27 protein-coding genes are annotated in these 26,467 nt (G+C 65.3%); 3 read left to right on the forward strand and 24 right to left on the reverse strand.

What is annotated here, in order from left to right; genetic code table 11:
- Positions 1–2: 2 nt before the first annotated feature.
- From purF to ACE3OV_RS00190, 20 genes are all read right to left on the reverse strand, one after another.
- A complete protein-coding gene (gene purF / locus ACE3OV_RS00095) occupies positions 3–1,538 on the reverse strand; it encodes an amidophosphoribosyltransferase (protein ID WP_374323783.1) in 1,536 nt (511 codons plus the stop codon).
- A 14-nt stretch (positions 1,539–1,552) separates the two neighbouring features.
- Positions 1,553–2,044 (reverse strand): CvpA family protein, encoded by a 492-nt coding sequence (locus ACE3OV_RS00100; protein WP_374323786.1) that lies wholly within the window; start codon positions 2,042–2,044, stop codon positions 1,553–1,555.
- Complete coding sequence (locus ACE3OV_RS00105; protein WP_374323788.1) at positions 2,041–2,907, reverse strand: SPOR domain-containing protein; 867 nt, start codon at positions 2,905–2,907, stop codon at positions 2,041–2,043. Before ACE3OV_RS00105 ends, ACE3OV_RS00100 begins: the two co-directional genes overlap by 4 nt.
- Before the next feature lie 3 nt (positions 2,908–2,910).
- A complete protein-coding gene (folC, locus tag ACE3OV_RS00110) occupies positions 2,911–4,218 on the reverse strand; it encodes a bifunctional tetrahydrofolate synthase/dihydrofolate synthase (protein ID WP_374323790.1) in 1,308 nt (435 codons plus the stop codon).
- Positions 4,215–5,084: an acetyl-CoA carboxylase, carboxyltransferase subunit beta gene (gene accD, locus ACE3OV_RS00115; RefSeq protein ID WP_374323792.1), complete on the reverse strand. Its 870-nt coding sequence runs from the start codon at positions 5,082–5,084 to the stop codon at positions 4,215–4,217. Before accD ends, folC begins: the two co-directional genes overlap by 4 nt.
- Positions 5,081–5,887 (reverse strand): tryptophan synthase subunit alpha, encoded by an 807-nt coding sequence (trpA, locus tag ACE3OV_RS00120; RefSeq protein ID WP_374323794.1) that lies wholly within the window; start codon positions 5,885–5,887, stop codon positions 5,081–5,083. Before trpA ends, accD begins: the two co-directional genes overlap by 4 nt.
- Before the next feature lie 2 nt (positions 5,888–5,889).
- The gene (gene trpB / locus ACE3OV_RS00125) at positions 5,890–7,095 is read right to left on the reverse strand and encodes a tryptophan synthase subunit beta (RefSeq protein ID WP_374323796.1); all 1,206 of its coding nucleotides are present in this window, start codon (positions 7,093–7,095) and stop codon (positions 5,890–5,892) included.
- A gap of 129 nt (positions 7,096–7,224) precedes the next feature.
- Positions 7,225–7,854, reverse strand: a complete 630-nt coding sequence (locus tag ACE3OV_RS00130; protein WP_374323798.1) for a phosphoribosylanthranilate isomerase — start codon at positions 7,852–7,854, stop codon at positions 7,225–7,227.
- On the reverse strand, positions 7,851–8,639 hold the full coding sequence (gene truA / locus ACE3OV_RS00135; protein ID WP_374323800.1) for a tRNA pseudouridine(38-40) synthase TruA: 789 nt from the start codon (positions 8,637–8,639) through the stop codon (positions 7,851–7,853). The genes ACE3OV_RS00130 and truA overlap by 4 nt, the downstream gene beginning before the upstream one ends.
- The gene (locus ACE3OV_RS00140; RefSeq protein ID WP_374323802.1) at positions 8,636–9,226 is read right to left on the reverse strand and encodes a hypothetical protein; all 591 of its coding nucleotides are present in this window, start codon (positions 9,224–9,226) and stop codon (positions 8,636–8,638) included. The genes truA and ACE3OV_RS00140 overlap by 4 nt, the downstream gene beginning before the upstream one ends.
- 62 nt (positions 9,227–9,288) lie before the next feature.
- The gene (locus ACE3OV_RS00145) at positions 9,289–12,219 is read right to left on the reverse strand and encodes a FimV/HubP family polar landmark protein (protein ID WP_374323804.1); all 2,931 of its coding nucleotides are present in this window, start codon (positions 12,217–12,219) and stop codon (positions 9,289–9,291) included.
- Positions 12,220–12,482: 263 nt separating this feature from the next.
- A complete protein-coding gene (gene asd, locus ACE3OV_RS00150) occupies positions 12,483–13,616 on the reverse strand; it encodes an aspartate-semialdehyde dehydrogenase (protein WP_374323806.1) in 1,134 nt (377 codons plus the stop codon).
- Positions 13,617–13,667: 51 nt separating this feature from the next.
- Positions 13,668–14,723 carry a 3-isopropylmalate dehydrogenase gene (leuB, locus tag ACE3OV_RS00155; RefSeq protein WP_374323808.1) on the reverse strand — a complete coding sequence of 352 codons (1,056 nt, stop codon included), beginning with the start codon at positions 14,721–14,723 and terminating at the stop codon, positions 13,668–13,670.
- A gap of 9 nt (positions 14,724–14,732) precedes the next feature.
- On the reverse strand, positions 14,733–15,374 hold the full coding sequence (gene leuD / locus ACE3OV_RS00160; RefSeq protein WP_374323810.1) for a 3-isopropylmalate dehydratase small subunit: 642 nt from the start codon (positions 15,372–15,374) through the stop codon (positions 14,733–14,735).
- Between the two features lie 9 nt (positions 15,375–15,383).
- Positions 15,384–15,512, reverse strand: a complete 129-nt coding sequence (locus ACE3OV_RS00165) for an entericidin A/B family lipoprotein (protein ID WP_374323812.1) — start codon at positions 15,510–15,512, stop codon at positions 15,384–15,386.
- 12 nt (positions 15,513–15,524) lie between these two features.
- On the reverse strand, positions 15,525–16,931 hold the full coding sequence (gene leuC / locus ACE3OV_RS00170; RefSeq protein ID WP_374323814.1) for a 3-isopropylmalate dehydratase large subunit: 1,407 nt from the start codon (positions 16,929–16,931) through the stop codon (positions 15,525–15,527).
- Positions 16,932–16,962: 31 nt separating this feature from the next.
- Positions 16,963–18,150 (reverse strand): MFS transporter, encoded by a 1,188-nt coding sequence (locus tag ACE3OV_RS00175; RefSeq protein WP_374323816.1) that lies wholly within the window; start codon positions 18,148–18,150, stop codon positions 16,963–16,965.
- Positions 18,151–18,190: 40 nt separating this feature from the next.
- Positions 18,191–18,454 (reverse strand): YdcH family protein, encoded by a 264-nt coding sequence (locus ACE3OV_RS00180; protein WP_374323819.1) that lies wholly within the window; start codon positions 18,452–18,454, stop codon positions 18,191–18,193.
- Between the two features lie 51 nt (positions 18,455–18,505).
- The gene (gene aroC / locus ACE3OV_RS00185) at positions 18,506–19,606 is read right to left on the reverse strand and encodes a chorismate synthase (RefSeq protein WP_374323821.1); all 1,101 of its coding nucleotides are present in this window, start codon (positions 19,604–19,606) and stop codon (positions 18,506–18,508) included.
- 59 nt (positions 19,607–19,665) lie between these two features.
- Positions 19,666–20,103, reverse strand: coding sequence for a CBS domain-containing protein (locus tag ACE3OV_RS00190; RefSeq protein ID WP_374323823.1), 438 nt, complete (start codon positions 20,101–20,103; stop codon positions 19,666–19,668).
- A gap of 276 nt (positions 20,104–20,379) precedes the next feature.
- Here ACE3OV_RS00190 and ACE3OV_RS00195 point away from each other — a divergent pair, with 276 nt between their 5' ends.
- Positions 20,380–20,685, forward strand: coding sequence for a helix-turn-helix domain-containing protein (locus tag ACE3OV_RS00195; RefSeq protein WP_374323826.1), 306 nt, complete (start codon positions 20,380–20,382; stop codon positions 20,683–20,685).
- Positions 20,686–20,722: 37 nt separating this feature from the next.
- Here ACE3OV_RS00195 and ACE3OV_RS00200 read toward each other — a convergent pair whose 3' ends face one another.
- Positions 20,723–21,553: a radical SAM protein gene (locus ACE3OV_RS00200; protein WP_374323828.1), complete on the reverse strand. Its 831-nt coding sequence runs from the start codon at positions 21,551–21,553 to the stop codon at positions 20,723–20,725.
- A 47-nt stretch (positions 21,554–21,600) separates the two neighbouring features.
- On the opposite strand from ACE3OV_RS00200, the gene queD reads away from it, so the two are divergent.
- Both queD and ACE3OV_RS00210 read left to right on the forward strand, forming a co-directional pair.
- On the forward strand, positions 21,601–22,053 hold the full coding sequence (gene queD, locus ACE3OV_RS00205; protein ID WP_374323830.1) for a 6-carboxytetrahydropterin synthase QueD: 453 nt from the start codon (positions 21,601–21,603) through the stop codon (positions 22,051–22,053).
- Positions 22,050–23,195, forward strand: a complete 1,146-nt coding sequence (locus tag ACE3OV_RS00210) for a patatin-like phospholipase family protein (protein ID WP_374323831.1) — start codon at positions 22,050–22,052, stop codon at positions 23,193–23,195. Before queD ends, ACE3OV_RS00210 begins: the two co-directional genes overlap by 4 nt.
- Position 23,196: 1 nt before the next feature.
- Here ACE3OV_RS00210 and aroG read toward each other — a convergent pair whose 3' ends face one another.
- The 3 genes from aroG to tldD all read right to left on the reverse strand — a co-directional run bounded on the left by aroG (position 23,197) and on the right by tldD (position 26,458).
- Complete coding sequence (gene aroG / locus ACE3OV_RS00215; RefSeq protein WP_374323833.1) at positions 23,197–24,288, reverse strand: 3-deoxy-7-phosphoheptulonate synthase AroG; 1,092 nt, start codon at positions 24,286–24,288, stop codon at positions 23,197–23,199.
- Positions 24,289–24,363: 75 nt separating this feature from the next.
- Entirely contained in the window at positions 24,364–24,981 is a 618-nt protein-coding gene (locus tag ACE3OV_RS00220) for a cytochrome c (RefSeq protein WP_374323835.1), read from the reverse strand.
- A 31-nt stretch (positions 24,982–25,012) separates the two neighbouring features.
- Positions 25,013–26,458 (reverse strand): metalloprotease TldD, encoded by a 1,446-nt coding sequence (gene tldD / locus ACE3OV_RS00225; RefSeq protein WP_374323837.1) that lies wholly within the window; start codon positions 26,456–26,458, stop codon positions 25,013–25,015.
- Positions 26,459–26,467 lie beyond the last annotated feature (9 nt).

The following is a 26,467-nucleotide window of genomic DNA, read 5'->3' on the forward strand; positions in this document are numbered from 1 at the left end:
GCTCAGTCCTGTCCCTCGGCCAGTCCCAGCACCAGTTGCTGCGATGCCTTGCCGTCGCCGTCCTCGTCATTCTTGCCGGCCTTGCCGCCACGCTTGCCTTCGACCGCGTCGAGGTAATACTCGTCGATGTCGCCGGTCACATAGCAACCGTCGAAGCAGGAAGCGTCGAACAGCGTCAGGTCCGGACGCAGCTTGGTCACCGACTGCTTGAGCGCTTCGATGTCCTGATAGACCAGCGCGTCGGCGCCGATCTCGGCGGCGATCTGGGCGTCATTGCGGCCGGTGGCGATCAGCTCGGCACGGGTCGGCATGTCGATGCCGTAGACGTTCGGGTAACGTACCGGAGGCGCCGCCGAGGCGAAGTAGACCTTGGTCGCGCCGGCGGCGCGGGCCATCTCGACGATCTCGCGGCTGGTCGTGCCACGGACGATGGAGTCATCGACCAGTAGCACGCGCTTGCCCTTGAACTCCTGGCCGACAGTGTTGAGCTTCTGGCGGACCGATTTCCGGCGCATCGCCTGGCCGGGCATGATGAAGGTGCGACCGACGTAGCGGTTCTTGACGAAACCTTCGCGGAACGGAATGCCCAGCGCCTGCGCCAGTTGCATCGCCGACGGCCGGCTGGAGTCGGGAATCGGGATGACGACGTCGATCTCTTCGACCGGGATCACCTTCTGGACCTTCTCGGCCAGCAGTTCGCCCATCGCCAGACGCGCTTCATAGACGGAAACACCGTCGATCACCGTGTCCGGACGCGCCAGGTAGACATACTCGAAGATGCATGGCGCATAGATCGGCTGCTGCGCGCACTGGCGGCTGTGCAGCTTGTATTCGAGGTCGACGAAGACCGCCTCGCCCGGCTCGATGTCGCGCACCATCTTGAAACCGAGGGTGTCGAGCGCGACCGACTCGGAAGAAACCAGGTATTCCGTCCCTTCGGGGGTTTCGTTCTGGCCATAGACCAGCGGCCGGATGCCGTGCGGATCACGGAAAGCGAGCAGGCCGTAACCGGCGATCAGCACCACCACGGCGTAGGCGCCACGACAACGGCGATGGACGCCGGCGACCGCCTGGAAAATGCTGTCGACGTCGAGTTCGTAACCGTGCGCTGCCGACTGCAGTTCGTGCGCCAGCACATTGAGCAGCACTTCCGAATCGGAATTGGTGTTGATATGCCGGCGGTCGAGACGGAACATCTCGTCCTTCAGTTGTTCGGCATTGGTCAGGTTGCCGTTGTGGCCGAGGACGAGGCCAAACGGCGAATTGACGTAGAAGGGCTGGGCCTCGGCGAAGTTGTAGGCCGACCCGGCAGTCGGGTAGCGGACGTGGCCGATCCCCCAGTTACCGGGCAGGGCGCGCATGTTGCGGGTGCGGAAGACGTCGCGCACCAGCCCTGGGCCCTTGTGCAGATGGAAGGTGTTGCCCTCGGCCGTGGCAATGCCGGCAGCGTCCTGGCCGCGATGCTGGAGCACCATCAAGCCGTCGTAAAGCAACTGGTTGACCGGCGTGGTTGCCATGACACCGAGAATCCCGCACATAGTTTGTTTCCTGATTAACTGAATCGAATACGTTTTGCCAGATCGAGCGGCAGCATCGGCTTGAGCGCAAGAACGGCAGTTTCCAGCGGCGGCGCGAGCGTCGCCTCGCGCCACCAGGGTTGGCTGGGCGCGGCGGTCATGCCGCCAAGCGCCACCAGAAGCATGATGATCAAGAGCCCGCGCGCCAGTCCGAAGAACATGCCGAGCAGGCGGTCGGAAACGGTCAGGCCGAGCGCCTTGATCGCCTTCAGCAGCAGCAGGCGGACGATGGCCATGATGATCAGGATGCCGACGAAGATCAGCACGCAGCCGATCAGGGTACGGACCGTCGCATCGGCGAGATCAAGTGGTAGCAGCGCGCCGAGCTGGGCGCCAAAGCTGAAGGCGGCAAAGATGCCAAGCCCCCAGGCAAGCAGCGCGATCACTTCGCTGATCATGCCGCGCCACAAGCCGAAGACGAGCGACAACCCGACGACGGTCAGCGCGATGTAATCGAACATCGTCATGGCTTGGGCGCCACCACTCCGGAAACGCCGATCTTCTGCATCCTGGCCAGCGCCTTGTCGGCCGCGTCGCGGTTCGGGAAGGGACCGGCGCGGACGCGGATCTTCCTGCCCTGCGGCGAATCGAGCGGCTCGGTGTAGGTCTTGATGCCGAGTTCGCCGAGCTTCTTGCGCAGATTGACGACGTTGGCCTCATTGGTGAAGGCGCCGATCAGGATCAGGTGCGCCCCGCTGGCGGCCGGCGCGGCGGTCGCCGGCTTGCCGGCGAGGATCGCGGCGGCGCGCTTGGCTTCGTCGTCAGCGGCCGGCTTGGCGGCCTCGGCCTTCTTCTCGGCCGGCGGTTTGGCGGGCGGCTCGGGTTTCTTTTCGGGGCTCGGCTTGGCCGGTTTTTCCGGCGGCTTTTCGGCGTTCTTTGCCGGCTTGCTTTCAGCCGGCTTGGCCGCCGGCTTTTCCGTTGCCGGCGCGTCAGCCGGCTTCTTCGGCTTGCCATCGGCACCGAGCACAGGTTGCGTGCGCACCGTCTCGACAACACGCGCAGCCGGCGCCACGTCGAGCGGACGGGCTTCGACGGAGGATTGCACCGGCGCCTCGGCCATCGGTGGCGCCGCTTCCACGGCCCGGGGCGCGGCGGCTTCGCCAGCGCCGCGCCCCGGCTCGCTTTCCTGCGGCACCGCGACCATCGCCGGATTGAACGGCTTCTCGTCCTGCCCCGGGATGCGGATTTCGACATCCTGCAGCGGCGGGCGCGGATCGTGGTCCATCAGCATCGGCAACACCAGGGCAACCACGGAGACGAAAAAAACCGCGCCGACCAGGCGGCGACGGGCACGTTTCTTGAGTTGCAGCTGAGCGTCGTTGTCTTCCATCAATCAGGCCTTCCTGTTTAGCGCTGCGAGCGCGCCGGCCACGGTATAGAACGATCCGAAGGCGAGGATTCTATCACTTTCACCGGCCGCCTCCCGGGCCGCCTGCAGCGCGGCGGCGGGCGTTTCGTGACAGACGACGCTACCGCCGAGCTCTCCGGCGCGGACGATTTCCGCCAGCGCCGCGGCGCTGGTGCCGCGCGGTCCGCCTAGCGTCGTCAGGTGCCAGACGTCGACCCGACCCTTGAGCGGCGCCAGCGCGCCGGCGATATCCTTGTCGGCAAGCATGCCGACGACGGCGTAGGTGCGGTCGAAAAACCCCATGCTGGAAATGTTGTCGGCCAGCACGCGGATCGCCTGCGGGTTGTGACCGACGTCGAGGACGATCGCCGGCTTGCCGGGGATGACCTGGAAGCGGCCGGCCAGTTCGGTTTCGATCAGGCCCGGGCGGATCGCCTGCATGGTCACCGGCAGGCGGTCGCCGAGCGCCTCCAGCGCGGCCAGCGCGACGCTGGCGTTGAGCAGCTGGGTCGGCCCGCGCAGACCGGGATGGGCCAGCGTGCGCTTGACCAGACGCTCGCCGCTGCGGCACCACCAGCGCCACTGCAGGCGATTCTCTGCCGCATCGGCGGTCGGCCGCTCGAACCCGAAGTCGCGACCGAGCAGGCGCAGGTCGGCACCGATCGCCGCCGCATGATCGAGCAGCGACTGCGGCGGCTGCGGATCGGCGCACAGTGCCGGCTTGCCGGCGCGAAAGATGCCAGCCTTCTCGTAACCGATCGATTCCCGGTCCGGCCCCAGCCAGTCGGTGTGGTCAAGAGCGATGCCGGTGACGATGGCGACGTCCGGCTCGTAGATATTGACCGCGTCGAGCCGGCCACCGAGGCCGACTTCGAGGATCGCCGCTTCGACACCGGCGGCGGCGAAGACTTCCCAGGCGGCCAGGGTGCCGAACTCGAAATAGGTCAGCGCAACGCCGCTCGCCAGGCGGGCCGCCTCGACCCGGGCGAAAGCGGCGCACAGCGCGGCATCATCGACCGGCTGACCGTTGAGACGGACGCGCTCGTTGTAGGCGAGCAGGTGCGGCGAGGTATAGCAGCCGACGCGGTAGCCGGCGCGGTCGATGATGTTGGCCAGGTAGGCGCAGGTCGAGCCCTTGCCATTGGTGCCACCGACGATGATCACCGGGCAGTGCTGAGTCTGCGCCAGCGCTTCCTTGACCCGGCGCACGCGGTCGAGACCGAGCTCGATGCCGGCCTGGCCTTTCGGATGCAGCCCTTCGAGGTGAGCCAGCCAGTCGGCGAGCGTCTTCAAGCGGCGGCCGGCTGCTTGAGGAGCAGCGACAGGGTGGCGGCGACCTTGTCGCGCAGTTCGCGGCGGTCGACGATGAGGTCGATGGCACCCTTTTCGAGCAGGAATTCGGCGCGCTGGAAGCCTTCGGGCAGTTTTTCGCGCACCGTCTGCTCGATCACGCGCGGCCCGGCGAAGCCGATCAGCGCGTTGGGTTCGGCGATGACCACGTCGCCGACGAAGGCGAAGGACGCCGAAACGCCGCCCATGGTCGGGTCGGTGAGGATCGAGATGAAGGGCTGACCGATCTGCGACAGCCGGGTCAGCGCCGCCGTCGTCTTGGCCATCTGCATCAGCGAGAACAGGCCTTCCTGCATGCGCGCGCCGCCGGAGGCCGCGACGCAGATGAACGGGGCCTTCTGTTCGATCGCCGCGTTGACCCCGCGCACGAAACGTTCGCCGAGCACCGAACCCATCGAACCGCCCATGAAGTCGAATTCAAAAGCGGCGGCGACCACCGGCAGGTTCTTGATCGCTCCCTGCATGACCACCAGCGAGTCGCTCTCGCCGGTGTCGCGGTTGGCATCCATCAGGCGCTCCGGATACTTCTTGGAGTCCTTGAATTTCAGCGTATCGACCGGCAGCACCTCGACGCCGATCTCGAAGCGGCCTTCCGGATCGAGCAGCAGATCGAGGCGCTGGCGAGCGTTGATGCGGTTGTGGTGGCCGCACTTGGGGCAGACGTTGAGGTTTTTCTCCAGATCGGTCGCATAGAGCACCGCCTCGCAGGCCGGGCACTTGCTCCACAGGCCTTCCGGCAGGTTGCTGCGGCGCTGGCCGCCCTGCTCGCGCTTGATCTTGGGGGGAAGGAGTTTGTCCAGCCAGCTCATGCTTTCACCTCGTCCACACCGCGGCGGATATCCGCCACCAACGCTGTGACGTTGGCGCAGGCAGTTGCCGCGGTCGATTTCTCGATTTCTTCGATAATCCGGCTGCCGACCACGACGGCATCGGCAAAGGCGGCGATACGCGCGGCGGTGGCCGCGTCGCGGATGCCGAAGCCGACACCGACCGGCAGACCGGTCTGTTCGCGGATCAGCGGCAGCTTCTGCGCCACCGCCTCCACGTTGAGCGCGCCTGAGCCGGTGACCCCGGCCAGCGACACGTAATAGACATAACCGCTGGCGATCTTCGCCGTGTGGGCGATGCGCTCGGCGCTGGAAGTCGGCGCAATGAGGAAGATCGGATCCATGCCGTTGGCCTTCATCGCGGCGCCGAAGCGCTCAGCTTCCTCGGGCGGGTAATCGACCACCAGCACGCCATCGACGCCCGATTGCGCGGCCTTCTCGGCAAACGTCTCCAGCCCCATCGCCTCGATCGGGTTGGCGTAGCCCATCAGCACCACCGGCGTCTTATCGTCCTCGGTACGGAAGCGGGTCACCAGTTGCAGCACCTTGCGCAGGCTCATGCCCTTGGCCAGCGCCCGCTCGGAAGCGCGCTGGATGGTCGGACCGTCGGCCATCGGGTCGGAAAACGGCACCCCCAGCTCAATGATGTCGGCGCCGGCGTCGACCAGCGCGTGCATCAACGGCACGGTCAGGTCGGCGTCGGGATCGCCGGCGGTAATGAAGGGAATCAGCGCCTTGCGGCCCTCGCCATTGAGGCGTGTAAAAGTTTGTTGGATGCGCGACATGGTCAGAAAACAATCCCGGATTTCTCGGCCACGGTGTGCATATCCTTGTCACCCCGGCCGGAGAGGTTGACCAGCAGAATCTTGTCTTTCGCCAGGGTCGGCGCCAGCTTCATCGCGTAGGCGATGGCGTGGCTGGACTCCAGCGCCGGAATGATGCCTTCCAGGCGGCACAGGTCGTGGAAGGCCTTGAGCGCCTCGTCGTCCTTGATCGGCTGGTATTCGGCGCGGCCGATATCCTTCAGCCAGGCGTGTTCCGGGCCGACACCGGGATAGTCGAGGCCGGCCGAGACTGAGTGCGTCTCGATGATCTGGCCGTCCTCGTTCTGCAGCAGGTAGGTGCGGTTGCCGTGCAGCACACCGGGCACGCCGGCGGTCAGCGAGGCGGCGTGCAGGCCGATCTCGATGCCCGAACCGGCGGCTTCGACGCCGATCAGGCGGACGTCCGGCACATCGATGTAGGGGTAGAAGATGCCCATCGCGTTGGAGCCGCCGCCGACCGCGGCGATCACCGCGTCCGGCTGGCGGCCGGCCATTTCCGGCATCTGTTCGAGGCATTCCTCGCCGATGATCTTCTGGAAGTCGCGCACCAGCATCGGGTAAGGGTGCGGGCCGGCGACGGTGCCGATAATGTAGAAGGTGTTGTGGATATTGGTGACCCAGTCGCGCATCGCCTCGTTGAGCGCGTCCTTCAGGGTCTTGGAACCGGATTCGACCGGCACCACGGTGGCGCCGAGCAGCTTCATGCGATAGACGTTGGCCGCCTGGCGACGCACGTCCTCGCTGCCCATGTACACCACGCACTCGAAGCCATATCGGGCGGCGACCGTCGCCGTGGCGACGCCGTGCTGGCCGGCGCCGGTTTCGGCGATGACGCGCGGCTTGCCCATGCGCTTGGCGAGCAGGGCCTGGCCGATGCAGTTGTTCACCTTGTGCGCACCGGTGTGGTTCAGATCCTCGCGCTTGAGGTAGATCTGGGCGCCGCCGCAGACTTCGGACAGGCGCTTGGCGTGGTAGATCGGCGACGGACGGCCGACGAAATGCTTGAGTTCGTAATCGTACTCGGCGCGGAAGGCCGGATCGGCCTGGGCGGCGGCGTAGGCGGCCTTCAGTTCATCGAGCGCGCCGAACAGCGTTTCGGCGACGAAAACGCCGCCGTAGGGACCGAAATGGCCGCTGGCGTCGGGAAAACTGTATTGCGATTGGGACATGGCGAAACTCCTGGGAAATGGGTGAACGGGAAAAGACGAGCCTCCCGTTTCAGGGATGGTTCGCCTGATGACGCCGCCAGCAGTTCCGGGTGATGCCACCCGCCGATTTCCGCATGTTCTTTCCTAAATTCAGCCCGCCGCCGCATCGGCCGCCCGCACGGCGGCGACAAACGCGGCGATCTTGCCGTGATCCTTGATGCCCTTGCCCGCTTCGACACCCGACGAGACATCGACCGCCACCGGCCGCACCCGGCGGATGGCATCGCCGACATTGCCGGCATGCAAGCCGCCGGACAACACCAGATGCCCCGGCAAATCCGGCGGAATCAGCGTCCAGTCGAAGACATGACCGCCACCGCCGTAGCCGTCGACGAAAGCATCGAGCAGCAAGCCGCGCGCCTCAGCATGTGAGCGGGCGAATTCTACCAGATCGAGCCCGGGCCTCACGCGCGCCGCGCGTAGCCAGGGTCTGGCGAAGCTGCGACAGAATTCTGGCACCTCGTCGCCATGAAATTGCAGCAGGTTGAGCGGCACCGTCGCGCAGGTCGCGGCGATCTCCTCGCTGCTGGCATTGACGAAGAGGCCAACGACCTCGACGAAGGGCGGCACCCGCCGCGCCAGTTCGGCGGCGCGCGCTGGCGTCACGTAGCGCGGGCTGGGCGGGTAGAAAACGTAGCCGATAGCGTCGGCACCAGCGGCGACGGCGGCATCGACGTCGGCTTCGCGGGTCAGGCCGCAGATCTTGATGCGGGTTTTCATGTCAGCATTCCATCGAGAAAATCGTCGGCCGGCTCGGGCAGCCCCCAGTGCGGCTCATAGACCGGCCCACGGAAGTAAAGTCCGTCGGGCGAGAAGGTCGGCGCCGCCAGCTTGCGGTCGCGCATCTGCAGCAGCTCGTCGATCCAGCCGGGCGGCTGCACGCCCTTGCCGATGTAGACCAGGCTGCCGACCAGATTGCGCACCATGTGGTGCAGAAAGGCGCTGGCCGCGAAGTCGAAGACGAACATCGCGCCGCATTGACGTACCGAGGCCGCCGTCATCAGCTTGACCGGCGACTTGGCCTGGCACTGCGCGGCGCGAAAGGCCGAGAAGTCATGCTCGCCGGGCAGGCGGGCGCAGGCGTCCTGCATCGCCGCCAGGTCGAGCGGCAGATGGAACCAGCCCACCCTGCCCTGCCAGAGCCCCGGCCGCTGCGGCCGGTTGAGCAACAGGTAGCGATAGCGCCGGCCGTGCGCGCTGAAACGGGCATGGAATTCGTCGCTCACCGGCTGCGCCCAGCGCACCGCGACGCCGTCCGGCAGATGTGTATTGACGCCGCGCACCCAGGCGGAAAGCGGACGCTCGACCGGCGCGTCGAAATGCACCACTTGCTGGATGGCATGCACGCCGGCGTCGGTGCGGCCGGCACACAGGGTCGCCACCGGCTGCCCGGCGATCTTCGCCAGCGCCGCCTCCAGCGCATCCTGCACGGTGCCGCCACCGGCTTGACTCTGCCAGCCGCGGAAGGGCGAACCGAAATATTCGACGCCGAGCGCCAGCCTCATGTCAGCGCCACGCCCAGCAACAGGAGGCAGGCCAGCAGCACGGGCCAGGCATCACGCGCCCGCCAGGCCGGGTATTCCAGGCGGACGACGGCGCTGCCCACGGCGAAATCCGGCGTCGTGTGCAGCAGGCGACGCCAGGCGCCTTTTTCCGGCGGCGCCTGCAGACGCTCGAGCACCAGCGCCAGCCGTACCAGCAGACGCTCGCTGTCCAGCCCGCAAGCCCGCGCCGGCGCCAGGGCGCCCCACAGACCGGCGAGCATGCCGTCGCGCCCGAGGCGAACGAGCAGCCAGGACAGGCAGCCGAGAACGACAAGCAGCCTGACCGCGTGCAGGCTCGCCTCGGCGATGCCTTCGTAGGTCGGTGCCCAGACCAGGTCGGCATAGGCTTCCCCTGGCGTGTTGTAGGCCAGGATCAGCCACAGCGTCAGCAGCAGCCAGCGCGCCCGGTAGACGAAACCGAGCCAGACGCGCAGCACGCCAAGCTGTACGCTGAGCAGGACGGCAAAAGCCGCCAGCGGCGGATAGGCCAGGTATTGCACGGCGATCACGGCGGACGACCAGAGGATCAGGGCGGCAGTGGGATGCAAAACAGTTCCATCAAACACAGACGGCCCCAGCGGGGCCGTCTGCCAAGTGCGGGAGAGTGATTTTACCCGCCAATGCGACCGAGGATTTCCTGCGCCTGCGCCACCAGGTCTGCCGAACCTTCACCGAGGACTTCCTGGAGCAGTTCGCGGGCGCCTTCGAGGTCGCCCATTTCCTCGTAGGCCTTTGCCAGATCAAGCTTGGTGTTGACCTCTTCCCAGTGGGCGTCCTTTTCCGGTTCGGCGGCAACGCCCTCTGCCGCAGCTGCCGGTGCAGCGGATGGTGCGGACGGCGGCACCGAAAGATCCAGGTTGATCGCGTCCATGTCGAAATCCGAATTCATCATCGGCTGACCGAGGAACACGGAATCGCTGAGCTTGACATCGAAGTCCATGTCACCGGCCAGGCCGTCCGGATTGACCACGGTACTGGTCAGCCCCGGATGGTCGATTTCGCCCAGGCCACTCTCCGTCAGCGCGTCGCTGACCGGTTCGTGCTTGTCGCCAGCACTCGGCGCCGGCTCAGGGGCGGTGGGAGCCGGCTCCAGCGCGCGCACCGCGTCGAAGGAAAAGTCGCTGGCCGACATCTGGCCGAGACCAGTACTGGACACGACCAGCGTGCCCTCGGGCGAGAAATCGGGAGATGCCGCCTCATCCGGGCCAGCCGCATCGAAATCGGCACTTTCGGGCAGATCGATGTTTGCAAAATCAACAACCAGATCTTCAGTGCCAGGGGCTTCTTCAGCTGCCGACGGCGCTTCTGCCGCCGCGGCTTCAGCGCCAACCAGGCCACTGAGGTCGAAATCGAGGGCATCGGCAACGTTTTCGCCGGTCACCACGGTATCGACATAGGGCTCGACCGGAACCGGCACCTCTTCTTCCGCCGGCGCCACCGCCACCGTCGCGGTATCACCCAGATCGAAATCCAGACTCATCCCTTCGTCTTCCGGCAACGCCGGCTCGGCCGCCAGGGATTCGACCATCGGTACGGCAACAGGCTCGGGCGGCAACTCGGCCGCTGCGGCGGCGAGTGCCGGCGCTGCCGTCGCGACGACCGGCGCCACGACTTCGGCGGCTGCAGTCTGCGCCGCCGCGGTGGCCGCGGCAATGGCCGCCGAGGAAGCGACCAGCGTGGCGTCCGGATCGAAAGCCTTTTCTTTCGCCACGCCGCCGTACAGCGGATTACCAGGATCAATGCCGGCACCGAGTGCGGCGACCTTTTCCCATTCCGGCCCCTGGCCGCTGGTCAGCGCATAGAACTCGGTGGCCAGGGTTTCGAACTGCTTGAGGCTGCGCCGGCCGGCGTAAATCTCGAGTAGCTTGACGTGGATCGCCAGACGGCTCGGGTCCTTCTGCATTGCTTCGAGCAGGATTTCTTCCGCTTGCGCATCGCGGCCATAGGCCATGTAGACATCGGCCTCGGCCACCGGATCAACTTCGTCGGTATCGATGGTTCCCGGTCCAGCCTGGCTGAAATCGCCCGTATGCGGCGGCGTGCTGCCGGTATCGACACTCTGCCCACCAGTCACACCGAACACCGAATTGGGCCCGAGGCTGGAAGGCGGCGGCACAGCAGTCACCTGCGTGACCGGTCCTGCCGGGCTCTTGCGCCGCCGGCTGTACAACCAGCCGGCACCGAGCATGGCAAGAAGCGCTGCACCACCGAGCAAGGGCATCGCCCCCTCCAGTTCGCTCGGTTCCTCGACCGGTTCAGGTGCCGGCGCTGGTGCAACCGGTTGCGGTTGCGGCGGCGCCGGTGGCGCTACCGGTGCCGGCGGTTCGGCCGGCTTCTCTTCGACCGGCGGCGGTGCACTGGCGTCAATGACACGAGCCCCACCTTCAGCAGCGACCGGCGGGGCCGGCGGGACCGTCGACGCAACAGGCGCAACAGGCGCAGCGGTCGGCGGTGTCGGTTCGGCTTGAGCCGCCGGTTCCGGCTTGGCGACCGGGGCTGGGGTCGGCGTCGGTGCCTTCGCCGGCTTTTCCAGTTCGGCCAGACGCTGGTTCTTCAGCTCAAGCAGTTTCTGCAGTTCGCTGATGTTGCGTTCCAGTTGCGCCAATCGGGTCTGCGACTCCTGCATAGCCTTTTCCGAGGCAACCCGATCGATGACCGCAGCCGATGGCGAATCTGCCCGGGAAACCTTGACCTGATCGCGCGTCGCGTCGACCACCGGGGCCTTTTCTTCGATCTTCGGCGTAATCTTGCCACCGCTGCTCTGCGCGGCAGGTGCTTCCACCTTGGCCGCCGGTGCGGCGGCCGCAGCAGCCGCCAACTTGCGCCGGTAGGCGGCAAAATCGCCGGCAGAGACATAGACGGCACGGGCTTCGCGCTGCGGAACTGCAGCGACCACGCTCTCCTCGGGAACATTGAGGATGACACCCGATTTCAGGCGATTGATGTCCTTGCCGATGAAGGCGTCGCTGTTGCCGCGGTAGAGGCCGACCAGCATCTGCTCCAGCGATACCGATGCATAACGACGCTCGCGAGCAATCTTGACCAGGGTATCGCCCTTGGCGACGAGGTGTGTCTTGTCGTCACTGTTATTGGCTGCGCCACCTTCAGCGGGCTTCTCGTCAATTTTCGGTTTCGCTGGCGCCGCCGGTTTCGGCGCTGCCGCCGCTCCGCCGCGGACGGTTTCCACCACCTTGGCGTCCACGATGTTGCGCTGCCCCTGCTGCGCCGTGAATTCCGGCGGATCGAGCAGGAAGGTGTACTCACGGACCAACCGTCCGGCCGGCCAGTTCAACTCGACCAGGAAATCGAGGAAAGGCTCATTGACCGGGTGGATCGAGGACAGACGCAAGATGGTCTTGCCGTTGCGCCGCTTCTCGACCTTGAACTGCAGATCACCGAGGGCCGAAGCATAGTCGACACCGGCCTGCTTGAACACATCGGGTGGAGCCAGACGCGCTGTCATCCCCTGCAGTTCTTCGCCAGTCGCTGCAATTTCCACTTCAGCCTTGAGCGGCTGCCCCAGACTGGAAAAGACCGTCAACTTCCCAAGTCCGGCGGCTTCGGCAAGCGAGGTCGCGAGCGACAATGACGAAGCGACGGCCAGAGCCAGCGCACATTTCTTGAATTTGACAGAATTATTCTCGATCACGACCATGCCCTGAGCGTATGACTTGAGAGAATCAAATTAACATCATGGACTTAGCATTGCAAGCTAAACCCGCTTCTGAGTTACGGACTTTTTGCATCTAGCCAACAAATAAAAAAACGGGGCAAAAGCCCCGTTTTTTGGCAATTCATGCCATATCAGGCGTCGAGCAGGATGCGCAGCATGCGGCGCAGCGGCTCGGCAGCGCCCCACAGCAACTGGTCACCACAGGTGAAGGCGGCCAGGTATTCCGGGCCCATCGCCATCTTGTGCAGACGACCGACCGGCACCGTCAGCGTGCCGGTAACGGCAGCCGGGGTCAGTTCGCGCTCGGAAATCTCGCGATCGTTCGGTACGACCTTGGCCCATTGATTGGCCTTGGCCAGCATGTCGCTGATCTCGTCGAGCGGCACATCCTTCTTCAGCTTGATGGTCAGCGCCTGGCTGTGGCAACGCATGGCACCGATACGCACGCACAGACCGTCGATGGGGATAGCACCGGCCGTACGGAAGGCCGGCTTGCCGAGGATCTTGTTGCATTCGGCGCCGCCCTTCCACTCTTCCTTGGACTGGCCGTTTTCGTAGGGCACGTCGATCCACGGGATCAGCGAACCGGCGAGCGGCGTGTTGCGGAAGTTCTTCTTCGGGAAGCTATCCGAACGAATGGTCTCGGCGACCTTGCGGTCGATGTCGAGGATCGCGGAGGCCGGGTCGGCCAGCAGGTCCTTTACCGAGTCATGGATGACGCCCATCTGCGAAATCAGCTCGCGCATGTTCTGCGCGCCGGCACCAGAGGCTGCCTGATAGGTCATCGAGGTCGCCCATTCGACCAGGTCGTTCTGGAACAGACCACCAAGCCCCATCAGCATCAGCGAGACGGTGCAGTTGCCACCGATCCAGTTCTTGCCGCCCTTGGCCAGCGCGTCCTTGATCACGTGCATGTTGACCGGATCGAGCACGATCACCGCGTCGTCAGCCATGCGCAACGACGAGGCAGCATCGATCCAGTGGCCGTTCCAGCCGGCAGCGCGCAGCTTGGGGAAGACTTCCTTGGTGTAGTCGCCGCCCTGGCAGGTGATGATGATTTCGCAGGCCTTCAGCGCGTCGATATTGGAGGCATCCTGCAGCGGCAGCGAGGCTTCCTTGCCGCCAAAGACGGGCGCCTTGCCGCCGGCGGCGGACGTCGAGAAATAGACCGGATCGATGAAGGCGAAATCACCCTCCTCGACCATGCGCTGCATCAGCACGGAACCGACCATGCCACGCCAACCGACCAGACCAACCTTCTTCATCTGAAACTCTCCCAAAATATCCTTGTTCAACGCGTCGACCGCGCAGATGGTTTACGCCAGCGCGGCGAGAACTGCGTCGCCCATCTCCCGGGTGCCGACGCGGTTCGTCCCGCGCTCGTAGATATCACCGGTACGATAGCCCTGCGCGAGCACCTTCTTGACCGCGCTCTCGACGCGCAGGGCCTGCTCTTCCAGGCCAAATGAGTAGCGCAGCAGCATTGCCGCCGACAGGATGGTGGCCAGCGGATTGGCCACGCCCTTGCCGGCGATGTCCGGTGCCGAACCGTGCGACGGCTCGTAGAGGCCCTTGTTCTTGTCGTCGAGCGAGGCCGACGGCAGCATGCCGATCGAACCGGTCAGCATCGAGGCTTCGTCGGACAGGATGTCGCCGAACATGTTGCCGGTAACCATCACATCGAACTGCTTGGGCGCCTTCACGAGTTGCATCGCGGCGTTGTCGACCAGCATGTGGCTCAGTTCGACGTCGGGGTAGTCCTTGCTCACTTCGATCATCACGTCGCGCCACAGTTGCGTGCATTCGAGGACGTTCATCTTGTCCACCGAGCACAGGCGCTTGTTGCGCTTCTGCGCCGCCTGGAAGGCAACGTGGCCGATACGGCGGATTTCCGACTCGCTATAGACCATGGTATTGAAGCCGACGCGCTCGCCGTTTTCCTCGCGCACGCCGCGCGGCTGGCCGAAGTAGATGTCGCCGGTCAGTTCGCGGACGATCAGGATGTCGAGTCCGGCGACGACTTCCGCCTTCAGCGTCGAGGCATTGGCCAGTTCCGGATAAAGGATCGCCGGGCGCAGGTTGGCAAACAGGTTGAGATCCTTGCGGATGCCGAGCAGGCCTCGTTCCGGACGCTGCTCGCGAGGCAGGCCGTCCCATTGCGGGCCGCCGACAGCGCCGAGCAGGATGGCATCGGCTTCGCGCGCCAGTTTCTGCGTCGCTTCCGGATAGGGGTTGCCGGTCGCATCGACCGCACAGCCGCCAAGCAGCGCTTCTTCCATCTCGAACTTGAGGTCGAGCGCCTTGAGCACCCGCACCGCTTCGGCGGTAATTTCCGGACCAATGCCGTCACCCGGCAGCACACAAATCTTCATGTTGTCTCCTTATTGGGCGAACAGCCAGGGCTGCTCGACACGGCGCTTCTCTTCGAAGGCCTTGATCTTGTCGGCGTGACGCAGGGTCAGGCCGATGTCGTCCCAGCCGTTCAACAGGCATTCCTTGCGGAAGGCGTCGATCGAGAAGGGAATGGCGTGACCATCGGGGCGCACCACCGCCTGCGCCGGCAGGTCGACGATCAGCTTGTAACCCGGCGTCGCCTCGACCTGCTGGAACAGCGCCTCGATTTCGGCAGCCGGCAGGACGATCGGCAGGATGCCGTTCTTGAAGCAGTTGTTGAAGAAGATGTCGGCGAAGCTCTCGGCGACAATCGCCTTGAAACCATAGTCGAGCAGTGCCCACGGCGCGTGCTCGCGCGAGCTGCCGCAGCCGAAGTTGGCGCGCGTCAGCAGCACTTCGGCGCCCTGGTAGCGCGGCTGGTTGAGCACGAAATTGGGGTTCTTCGGGCGCTGCGAATTATCCTGGCCGGGCTGGCCGACATCCATGTAGCGCCACTCGTCGAAGGCGTTCGGGCCGAAGCCGGAACGCTTGATTGACTTCAGGAACTGCTTCGGGATGATCGCGTCGGTATCGACGTTGCTGCGGTCGAGCGGCGCCACCAAACCGTCGAGACGTACAAATTTATCCATGAAACTGCCTTATCTGGTCGAACGCTGGATGGCTTCGCCACCCCTCTCGATGTCCTTGCCGATTCCCTGAACGGTGTTGCAGCCCGTCGCGGATACCAGGCCAGCCATGGCCAACAGCAAAACAATCGCTTTCTTCATCATTGGCTCCTTTCAGAGAATGTCGCGGACGTCAGCGAAACGGCCGGCCACCGCGGCAGCAGCAGCCATCGCCGGGCTGAGCAGGTGAGTCCGGCCGCCAGGACCCTGGCGGCCTTCGAAATTGCGGTTCGAGGTCGAGGCGCAACGCTCGCCCGGCTCGAGACGGTCGGCGTTCATCGCCAGACACATCGAGCAACCCGGCTCGCGCCATTCGAAACCGGCGGCGATGAAAACCTTGTCCAGGCCTTCTTCCTCGGCCTGGCGCTTGACCAGGCCGGAACCCGGCACCGCGAGCGCCAGCTTGACGCTGGCGGCGACATGCCGCCCCTTGAGCACGGCCGCCGCCTGGCGCAGATCCTCGATCCGCGAATTGGTGCACGAACCGATGAAAACCTTGTCGATGGCGATGTTCTGAATCGGCGTGTTCGGATTGAGCCCCATGTACTGCAGTGCGCGTTCCATCCCCTCGCGCTTGACCGGATCGGCTTCCTTCGCCGGATCCGGAACGGCGGCGTCGATACCGACCACCATTTCCGGCGAGGTACCCCAGGTCACCTGCGGCCGGATCTCTTCGGCCTTCAGCGTGAGCACACGGTCGAAGCTGGCACCCGGGTCGGAATGCAGGGTGCGCCAGTAGGCGACCGCCTTGTCCCAGGTTTCGCCCGTGGGCGAGAACGGCCGCCCCTTCAGGTAGTTGATCGTGGTGTCGTCGACGGCGACAAAACCCATCCGCGCGCCGCCTTCGATCGCCATGTTGCACAGGGTCATGCGCCCTTCCATCGACAGGCTGCGGATCGCACTGCCGCCGAATTCGACAGCATAGCCGGTACCGCCAGCGGTACCGATGGCACCGATGATGGCAAGCGCCACATCCTTGGCGGTGACGCCCTTGCCGAGGCGGCCCTCGACGGCGATCAGCATGGTCTTCGACTTCTTCTGCACCAGGCACTGCGTCGCCAGCACATGCTCGACCTCGGAGGTGCCGATACCGTGCGCCAGACAGCCGAAGGCGCCGTGCGTCGAGGTGTGCGAATCGCCGCAAACGACGGTCATGCCGGGCAGCGTGGCGCCGTTCTCCGGACCAACGACGTGCAGGATGCCCATCCGCGGGTCCTTGAAAGGGAAGTAGGCGAGCGCGCCGACCTCGCGGATGTTGGCGTCGAGCGTCTCGACCTGCAGGCGGGAAATCGGGTCCTTGATCCCCTCTTCCCAGTGATCGGTCGGCGTGTTGTGATCCGGCGTCGACACGATGGAAGAAACCCGCCACGGCTTGCGTCCGGCCAGTTTCAGGCCCTCGAAGGCCTGCGGGCTGGTGACTTCGTGCACAAGGTGACGATCGATGTAAAGGAGGGCCGTCCCATCCGCTTCCTGATGGACGACGTGATTCTCCCAGAGCTTGTCGTAAAGGGTCTTCGACATGGAACCTGAAGTTGTGCGGTAAAGCCTTGGATTATTGCACAGGATCGGCGGATTTTTCCCGCCCGCCGCCGACGGCGGCCGCATCGGCGGCGACCCAGCGGTAAATCAGCAGCCAGCCGGCGAGCGCGAATGCCGCACCGAGCGAAAAGCTCCAGCCGGCCCCCCAGTCGTCCCAGGTGCGCCCGCTGATCAACGCGCCGACCAGGCCGCCAGCACCAAAGGACAGGCTGGAGTACAAGGCCTGACCGCGGCCTTGCGATTTGCCGGGAAACCATTGGGTAATGGCAGCGATCGCCGCAGCATGGTAGGCGCCGAAGGTCAGCCCGTGCAGCAACTGGGCGAAGATCATTGCCGCCGCCGATTCAACTGCCCAGCCCATGATCAGAAAACGCAATACCGCCGCCGCGAAGCTGACGAGCAGGATGTCGCGCAGCGAGAAACGCCGGCTAAGCCGCGGCATCAGCAGGAAGACGCCGATCTCGGCGAGCACGCCGAGCGACCACAGGAGGCCGACCGCGGTCTTGGCGTAGCCGTGGCCGCTGAGATGGATCGAGTAGAAGACGTAGAAAGCGCCGTGCGCCGCCGACATCGCGAAACAGGCGCCGAGCAGCGCCAGCACCTTGGGCTGACTCAGAATGCGCGCAATCGGCGGCGACTCGACCGTTACCTGATGCACCGGCGCTTCCGGCAGAATCAGCGCAAAACCGAGGATCCCGGCGAGGATCAGCGTACACACCCAGAGCACGCCAACCGGCGCCACGGCATCGAGCAGGGCGCCGGTACTCATCACGGCAACAATGAAACCGATCGACCCCCACAGGCGGATACGGCCGTAGCGGCCGCGCTCCTCGCGCAGATGGTCGAAGGTCAGCGTCTCGACCAGCGGCAGCGCGCCGCTCCAGAAGAAGGCAAGGATCGCCATCGCCAGCAGCATGCCGGACAGTCGATCGAGCCAGAAGAAGGCGGAGAACCCCGCCAAACCAACCAGACCAGCAAGGCGAATGATCAGCATGCGGTGGCCGAAGCGGTCGGCCACCCAGCCCCAGAGGTTGGGACCGAACAGGCGCATCAACTGCATCTGCGACATCAAGAGGCCGATGTCCCAGGCGGAAAATCCGCGCGCCTGCAGGTAGAGCCCGAAGTACGGGGAAAACGCGCCGATGAAGGCGAAGTAGAAAAAATAGTAGCCCGCCAGGGGCCAGCGGTACGGAACCTGCATCCGACCTCCGGATCAGCGCCGGTGGCGGGCGGATGCCGCCCTATTTCGCCGACTGCTGGCCGGCACGGTAGGCGAGCAGCAGATGGTAAAGCTCATCCTTCAGCTTGACCCGCTGCTTCTTCATGTCCTCGAAGGTGAAATCGGCGACCGGCATGTCGTGCTCTTCCAGATCCTCGACCTTGCCGGTCAGGCGGTGGTAGCTGGCGTGGAGCCGGGAAAAATGCGCGTTGCCGGCCTTCAGCGCAGCAATCGCATCGGTGAATTCGGGAAACTCCTGCTGAAGATCGTGGTGTTCAACCTGCATGATGCTCTCCTCAAGACGCAGCGCCCGCCCCCGGCGGGCATTCGAAAAATCTCAGGCGATGCGCCCCGGCAGGCGCGGCGTCGTGCAAACCACGTCGCCGCACTGCGCCCGGTGGCGCAAGGCATGGTCGATCAGCACCAGGGCCAGCATCGCTTCGGCGATCGGCGTCGCCCGGATGCCGACACAAGGGTCGTGCCGCCCCTGCGTCGCCACCTCGACCGCCTTGCCGTCGACATCAACCGAGCGGCGCGCCTGGGCGATCGACGAGGTCGGCTTGATCGCCAGATTGACAACAATCTGCTGGCCGGTGGAAATGCCGCCGAGAACGCCGCCGGCGTGGTTGCTGGCAAAGCCCTCGGGGGTCATCTCGTCGCCGTGTTCGCTGCCCTTCTGGGCAACCGACGCGAAACCGTCGCCGACCTCGACCCCCTTGACCGCGTTGATCCCCATCATCGCGTAGGCGATCTCGGCATCGAGGCGGTCGAACACCGGCTCGCCCCAGCCCGGCGGCACGCCATCGGCGGTGACGGTAATCTTCGCGCCGACCGAATCGAGCGACTTGCGCAGCTCGTCCATGTAGCTTTCCAGCGTCGGCACGAGCGCCGCGTTGGGCGCGAAGAAGGCGTTGCCGTCGATCTCGTCGGCACTGACGAAGGGAATCTCGATCGGCCCGAGGGCGCTCATCCAGCCGCGGATGCTGACGCCGTAGCGTTCCTTCAGCCACTTGCGGGCAATCGCTCCGGCGGCGACACGGACCGCCGTCTCACGTGCCGACGAGCGGCCGCCACCGCGGTAATCGCGGAAACCGTACTTCTGGGTATACGTATAGTCGGCGTGACCGGGACGGAAGGTCGTCGCGATGTTGCCGTAATCCTTGCTGCGCTGGTCCTGGTTGCGGATCAGCAGGGCAATCGGCGTGCCGGTGGTCTTGCCCTCGAAGACGCCGGACAGGATCTCGACGCTGTCCGGCTCGCGCCGCTGCGTCACGTGGCGCGAAGTGCCCGGCTTGCGCCGGTCGAGTTCGGCCTGGATGTCGGCTTCGCACAAGGCCAGCCCGGGCGGGCAACCGTCCACGACGCAGCCGATCGCGGCGCCGTGCGACTCGCCGAACGAAGTCACCGTGAAAAGGGTACCGAAAGTGTTGCCGGACATGAGATCACACCTGTTTGGGGAGGGCGGATTCTAGCATGCGCCCCCAGTCGCTCCGCCGCTCAGGAACGCGCCTCTTCCGGCCAGTTCTTGATGTAGTTCTTGAGCAGGGTGTTCTCCAGCGTCTGCTCCTCGAGCACCGCCTTGGCGACGTCAAGAAAGGAAATGACACCGAGCAGTTGCCCCTGGTCGAGCACCGGCAGATAGCGCGAGTGCTTTTCGATCATCAGGCGGCGCAGCGAGTTGGCTTCCATGTCCGGGAAGGCCGTCACCGGATCGGCAACCATGAAGTCGCGCACCTGCAGATCGGGATTGCCCGCCTGCATCGCCTTGATCACTTCGCGGAAGGTGACGATGCCGACCATCCGTCCTTCGCCCATCACCACCAGCGACCCGACATCGAGTTCAGCCATGGCGTCGATCACCGCCGACAGCTTCTGCCCCGGCGTCGTGGTGTAAAGGGCGCCGCCCTTCACCCGCAGTATTTCACTGACCAGCATGTTTTCTCCTTGGCGCCGCCGAGCGGCTGTTGCAACGATCTTAGATCAGCCCGGACGATTCGCAAAGTGGCGTCGCCAGGCGCATTCCAGCCCCTGCCGCAGGAGCCGGAAATTCATGCCATACGAAAGCGAAAAACTATCAGAGCATTTAACAAAATTTATGGCTTTGCCACTTGCCGAACGTCATAGTTAGCTATACACTTTGACATATGACCTAAGTAATACCCCAGCAGGACAGGTCAATATGATTATTTTTATCGCATTAGGAGAGAATCCATGACTTCCGTCAAAACCATCGAAAAAATCGACGCCCGTGAAATCCGCCGCAAGCTCGGCCTCAACCAGCAACAATTCTGGTCTGCCCTGGGTGTCACCCAGAGCGGTGGCTCCCGCTACGAGAGCGGCCGCAACATGCCGCGTCCGGTGCGCGAACTGCTGCGCCTGGTCCATGTCGAACAGATCGACATCCGCAACATCAAGCGCGACGACTGGGAAGTCGTCGAATACCTGAAGGCGCAGGAACCGGAACTGTTCAAGTCGCTGAAGAAGTCGGCGCGTAGCCACGCCAAGAAAGCTGCCTGATTCAACCGCCCGACGGGCGGCAAATCGACAACGGGGCTCAGGGTGAAACGATCACCCGGAGCCCCGTTTCTTTTTCGATGCTCGCCGCCACTTCGCGCAACGCGGCCTCCGACAGCGCGGCGAGGCGCGGCGCCGCCGGCTGCTGCGAGGGCCGCGCCAGACCATAGAGATGAACGCCGGCCAATTGGTCGGCGAGCGGCGCCAGCAAGGCGCAATAAGCGGCCAGCGAAGCGGCGTCCGGCGCCAGGCCATCGAACGCGAACCAGCAGGTTTGCACCCAGGTCGGCGCCAGCGCGGCGCAGGTTTCCAGGTTGCGCGCCGCTTTTTCCGGCGCCCAGGCGACGCCGTTGATCGCGGCGACTTCGGCGGCCGTTGCCCGATCCAGCTTGAACCAGACCTCGCCGCCGGCCTCGTCCAGGCGGCGGATGCCATCCTGTACCGCCGGCCGGTGTAGCAGGCTGCCGTTGCTGATCAGGCGCAGCGGCACGGCGAGGCCGAAACGGCCGAGCACTTGCGCCACGCGTGCCACGGCGTCGGCAAATTCCGGCGCCGAAGTCGGCTCGCCGTTGCCGGAAAAAGCGACATCGACCAAGCGGCGCGCCGTCTCCGGCACCTGGCGGCGCATGAAATCGCCGTTGATCGCGTCGCCGAGAAAGCCCGCCAGCTCAGCCTCCAGGCGGTCAAGCTCGAGCGGCGGCGGACCGCCACGGCTCAGCCCCTCGACCTGACAATAGACGCAAGCCCAGTTGCAGGCGTTGTTCGGATTGAGGTTGATGCCGACCGAGACGCCGCCGGCACGCCGGGAAATCACGGGATAAACGTAGCGGAGGCCGGCACTGTCGCGGCGGTGGTCGTCGGTTCGCAGCATGGGGGCATTGTATAATCAGCCCCCGTCTTGGCGAACCCCAATCCCAAATGCTCATCACCCGCCGCCTGGAATTCGACGCAGGCCACCGCATCCCCGACCACAAGAGCCAATGCCGCCACCTGCACGGCCACCGCTACGCGATCGAGATCACCCTTTCCGGCACCATCATCAACAAGGCCGGCGACGCCGCCAACGGCATGGTGATGGACTTCTCGCAGGTCAAGGAACTGGCGATGACCCACCTGGTCGGCCGTTGGGATCACGCCTTCCTGGTGTACGAAGGCGACCGCGCCATCGTCGACTTCCTGGCCAGCATCCCTGACCACAAGACGGTCATCCTCGACCGCGTGCCGACCGCCGAAAATCTCGCCCGCCTCGCCTTCGACTGCCTCGACGCGGTATACCGCGACACCTACGGCAACCAGCTACGGCTCGCCCAGGTGCGCCTCTACGAAACCCCCAACTGCTGGGCCGACGCAACCCGGCCGCAGGGCGATTGAATTCCCCGGTCCGCCACGGCACGGCGCTGGTCCTGACCGGCGGCGGCGCCCGGGCGGCCTACCAGGTCGGCGTCCTCACCGCGGTGGCCAAACTTGCCGGCCGGCAACGTCGCCATAATCCTTTTCCCATCGTCTGCGGCACCTCGGCCGGCGCCATCAACGCCGTCGGGCTGGCTTGCCAGGCCGAGCATTTCGGCCGCGCCACAACCACCCTGGCGCGTTTCTGGCGCGACCTGCACGCCGCCGAGATCTACCGCAGCGATGCGCTCGGCGTCGGTGCCGCCGGCGCCCGCTGGCTGGGCGCGCTATCGTTCGGCTGGCTGCTTGGCCGGGCGCCGCGCTCGCTGCTCGACAACGCGCCACTCGCCACCCTGCTTCGCCGCAGCATGGACTTCGCCGGCATCGAACGGGCGATCGCCAACGGCGCGCTGCGCGCGGTCAGCATCTCCGCTTCCGGTTACGAATCGGGCGAGAACATCAACTTCTTCCAGGCGCATCCCGACGCCGCCCCCTGGCACCGCTTCCAGCGCATCGGCGTGCGCGCGCAACTGGGCGTCGAACACCTGCTGGCGTCGAGCGCGATTCCCTTCATCTTCCCGGCGACGCGGATCAACCGCGAATATTTCGGCGACGGTTCGATGCGCCAGTTGGCGCCGCTGTCGCCGGCCATCCACCTGGGCGCCGAACGGCTGCTGGTGGTCGGCGCGACGCGCGGCAACGAGAAGCGCGAACGTCGCCAGGTCGACGACTATCCATCGCTGGCGCAGATTGCCGGGCACGCCTTGTCGAGCATCTTCGTCGACGGGCTGGCCGTCGACATCGAGCGCATCCAGCGCATCAACCGCACCGTCTCGGCGATTCCGAATGCGCAACGGGCGCAGGCCGGGATCGCGCTGCGGCCGATCGAAACACTGATCATCTCGCCGTCGGAAAGCCTCGACCGCATCGCCGCCGAACACGCCGGCGCCCTGCCCTGGCCGATTCGTCTGCTGCTCGGCGGGATCGGCGCGATGAACCGGCAGGGCGGCGCGCTGACCAGCTACCTGCTGTTCGAGAAGCCCTACACGCGCAAGCTGATCGAACTCGGCCACGCCGACACGCTGGCGCGTGCCGACGAGGTTGGCCGCTTCCTCGACCTCTGACTCAGGCGCTGGCCTCGACCAGACGACGGGCGCGCACCCCGGCAGCCAGGCGTTCGAGCACGAGCAGGCTGTCGTCCCAGTTGAGGCAGGCGTCGGTGACGCTCTGACCGTAGGTCAGCGGCTGGTCCGGCACGATGTCCTGACGGCCTTCGACCAGGTGCGACTCGACCATCACCCCGACGATACGCTCCTCGCCAGCCGTCAGTTGAGCGGCGACGCTGTCGCAGACTTCCATCTGCAGCTTGTACTGCTTGCGGCTGTTGCCGTGCGAGAAATCGACCATCAGCCGCGCCGCCAGACCGGCCTTGGCGATTTCCTGACAGGCTGCATCGACACTGGCGGCGTCGTAGTTGGGTTCCTTGCCGCCGCGCAGGATGACGTGGCAGTCCTCGTTGCCCATCGTGGACACGATGGCGGTATGGCCGGACTTGGTCACCGACAGGAAATGGTGCGGCGAATTGGCCGAGCGGATGGCGTCGACCGCAATGCGCATGTTGCCATCGGTACCATTTTTGAAACCGACCGGGCAGGACAGCCCGGAAGCCAGCTCGCGGTGCACCTGCGACTCGGTGGTGCGGGCGCCGATGGCGCCCCAGGCGATCAGGTCGGCGGTGTATTGCGGGGTGATCGTGTCGAGGAACTCGGTCGCGCAGGGCAGGCCGAGTTCGTTGACTTCGAGCAGGATGCGCCGCGCCAGACGGATGCCTTCATTGATGCGGAAGGTGTTGTCGAGGCGCGGATCGTTGATCAGCCCCTTCCAGCCGACCGTGGTGCGCGGCTTCTCGAAATAGACGCGCATGACGACGATCAGGTCGTCGGCGTACTTGTCAGCCTCGCGGGCCAGACGCTTGGCGTACTCCATCGCCGCATCGTAATCGTGGATCGAGCAGGGGCCGATCACCACCAGCAGGCGATCGTCGGCGCCATGCAGGACGCGGTGGATGGCCTGACGGGTGGCGTAGGTGGTCTGCGCGGCGCGCCCGGATGCCGGATATTCACGAAAGACGTGGGCCGGCGGCACCAGTTCCTTGATTTCCCGGATCCGCACATCGTCGGTGACCGGCTTGCCTGCTGTCGTCGTGTTCGCTGCCATTTGCTGCACCATCCATCAATCGCCGAAACCGGCCATTCTACCGGAAGGCGAAGGACGAAATCGACGCTGCGCGATTCAGGGCAGTTGCGTCAGGTAATGCGCCAGGGCAACGATGTCGTCGTCCTTGAGCACCGAGGTGGCGATCGCCATCAGCTTGTCGTTACGCACGCCGGTACCGTCGCGGTAATGCGTGATCGACTTCTGCAGATAGGCGCGCTGCTGACCGGCCAGCCGGGGAAAGGTCTTGCCACCGTGGGCGTCCTGGCCATGGCAGCGGACACAGAGCTTGTCGAACAAAACCTTGCCGCGCGCTGCCTGAGCAGGATCGGACTGGTTCGGCGGCACCTTGACCTTGGCGTAGTAGAGGGTGACCTGCGCCCGCTCCTCGTCGCTGAGCACCTTGATCAGCCCCTGCATGAAGGCATCCTTGCGCTCGCCGGTGCCGAACTTGCGAATCTGCTCGAGCAGGTAATCGGGATGCTGGCCGGCCAGGTTGGGTACATCGCCCGTCTTCGAGATACCGTTTTCGCCGTGGCAGTTGGCGCAGAAGAAGCTGGCCTTGCCGCCGGCCGCCACCGCCGCCTGCAACGCCGCCGGATCGGCCAGCAGGGCCTGCATGCGTTGATGCGCCGGCGTCTGCGCGAACAAGGCACCACTTGCCATCAGACCTGCCAGAAACAGGATCGCGCGCATCAATCGACTCCCTTTGTCAGCCAAGCCGTAATTATGCCGTTCCGCCTACGGTCAGTCCATCGATCCGCAGTGTCGGCTGACCAACGCCGACCGGCACGCTCTGCCCTTCCTTGCCGCAGGTGCCGACGCCGGGGTCGAGCTTGAGGTCGTTGCCGATCATCGAAACGCGGGTCATTGCGTCCGGCCCGTTGCCGATCAGCGTCGCCCCCTTGATCGGCCGCGTCACCTTGCCGTCCTCGATCAGATAGGCCTCGCTCATCGAGAAGACGAACTTGCCGCTGGTGATATCGACCTGGCCGCCACCGAAGTTGGCGGCGTAGATGCCCTTCTTGACCGAGGCGATGATTTCCTGCGGATCGTGGCTGCCGGCCAGCATCATGGTGTTGGTCATGCGCGGCAGCGGTAGGTGGGCGAAGGATTCACGGCGCCCGTTGCCGGTCGGCGCGACGCCCATCAGGCGGGCGTTCAGGCTGTCCTGCATGTAGCCCTTGAGGATGCCGTCCTCGATCAGCACGGTGCGTTGCGAGGGGTTGCCCTCGTCGTCGATATTGAGCGAACCGCGGCGGTCGGCGATGGTGCCGTCGTCGATGACGGTGACGCCCTTGGCGGCAACGCGCTCGCCGATGCGCCCGGCGAAGGTCGAACTGCCCTTGCGGTTGAAATCGCCTTCAAGGCCGTGGCCGACCGCTTCGTGCAGCAGGATGCCGGGCCAGCCGGCGCCGAGGACGACGGTCATCTGACCGGCCGGCGCCGGTTCGGCCTTGAGGTTGGTCACTGCCTGGTGCACCGCCTCCTGGGCGTAGCGCTGCAGCACGACATCGTCGAAATAGCCGAAGTCAAAGCGGCCACCGCCGCCCGCGGCGCCCTGCTCGCGCTTGCCGTTTTCTTCAACGATGACCGAAATCGAGCAGCGCACCAGCGGCCGGATGTCGGCGGCCAGCCGACCGTCGGAACCGGCGACCAGGATCACCTCGTACTCGCCGGCGAGCGAGGCATTGACCTGCAGCACGCGCGGATCAAGGGCGCGGGCGAAGCCTTCCAGGCGTTCAAGCAGCTTGACCTTGGCCTCGGCCGGCAGCGAGGCGAGCGGGTCGTTCGGCAGGTAAAGCGCGCGCGCTCCGGTCGACGCGCGCAGCGCCGGCAGCGCGCCGGTCTGGCCGGCGGCAGCGATGGCGCGCACCGCGCTGGCGGCGTCGCCCAATGCGGCGGCGCTGATGTCGTCGGAGTAGGCGAAGGCGGTCTTCTCGCCGGAAATGGCGCGCACGCCGACCCCCTGGTCGATGTTGAAACTGCCCGACTTGACGATGCCCTCGTCGAGGCTCCAAGCCTCGGAGCGCGAATACTGGAAGTAGAGGTCGGCGTAATCGACCTGGTGCGTCAGGATCTGCCCGAAGGTCCGCGACAGGTCCGCCTCGCTCAGGGAGAAGGGCGTCAGCAGCAGGGATTCGGCTTGCGCCAGCGCGTTGGGTTGGCTCATGGGACTTCC

The organism is Azonexus sp., assembly GCF_041909095.1.
Lineage (GTDB): Bacteria > Pseudomonadota > Gammaproteobacteria > Burkholderiales > Rhodocyclaceae > Azonexus.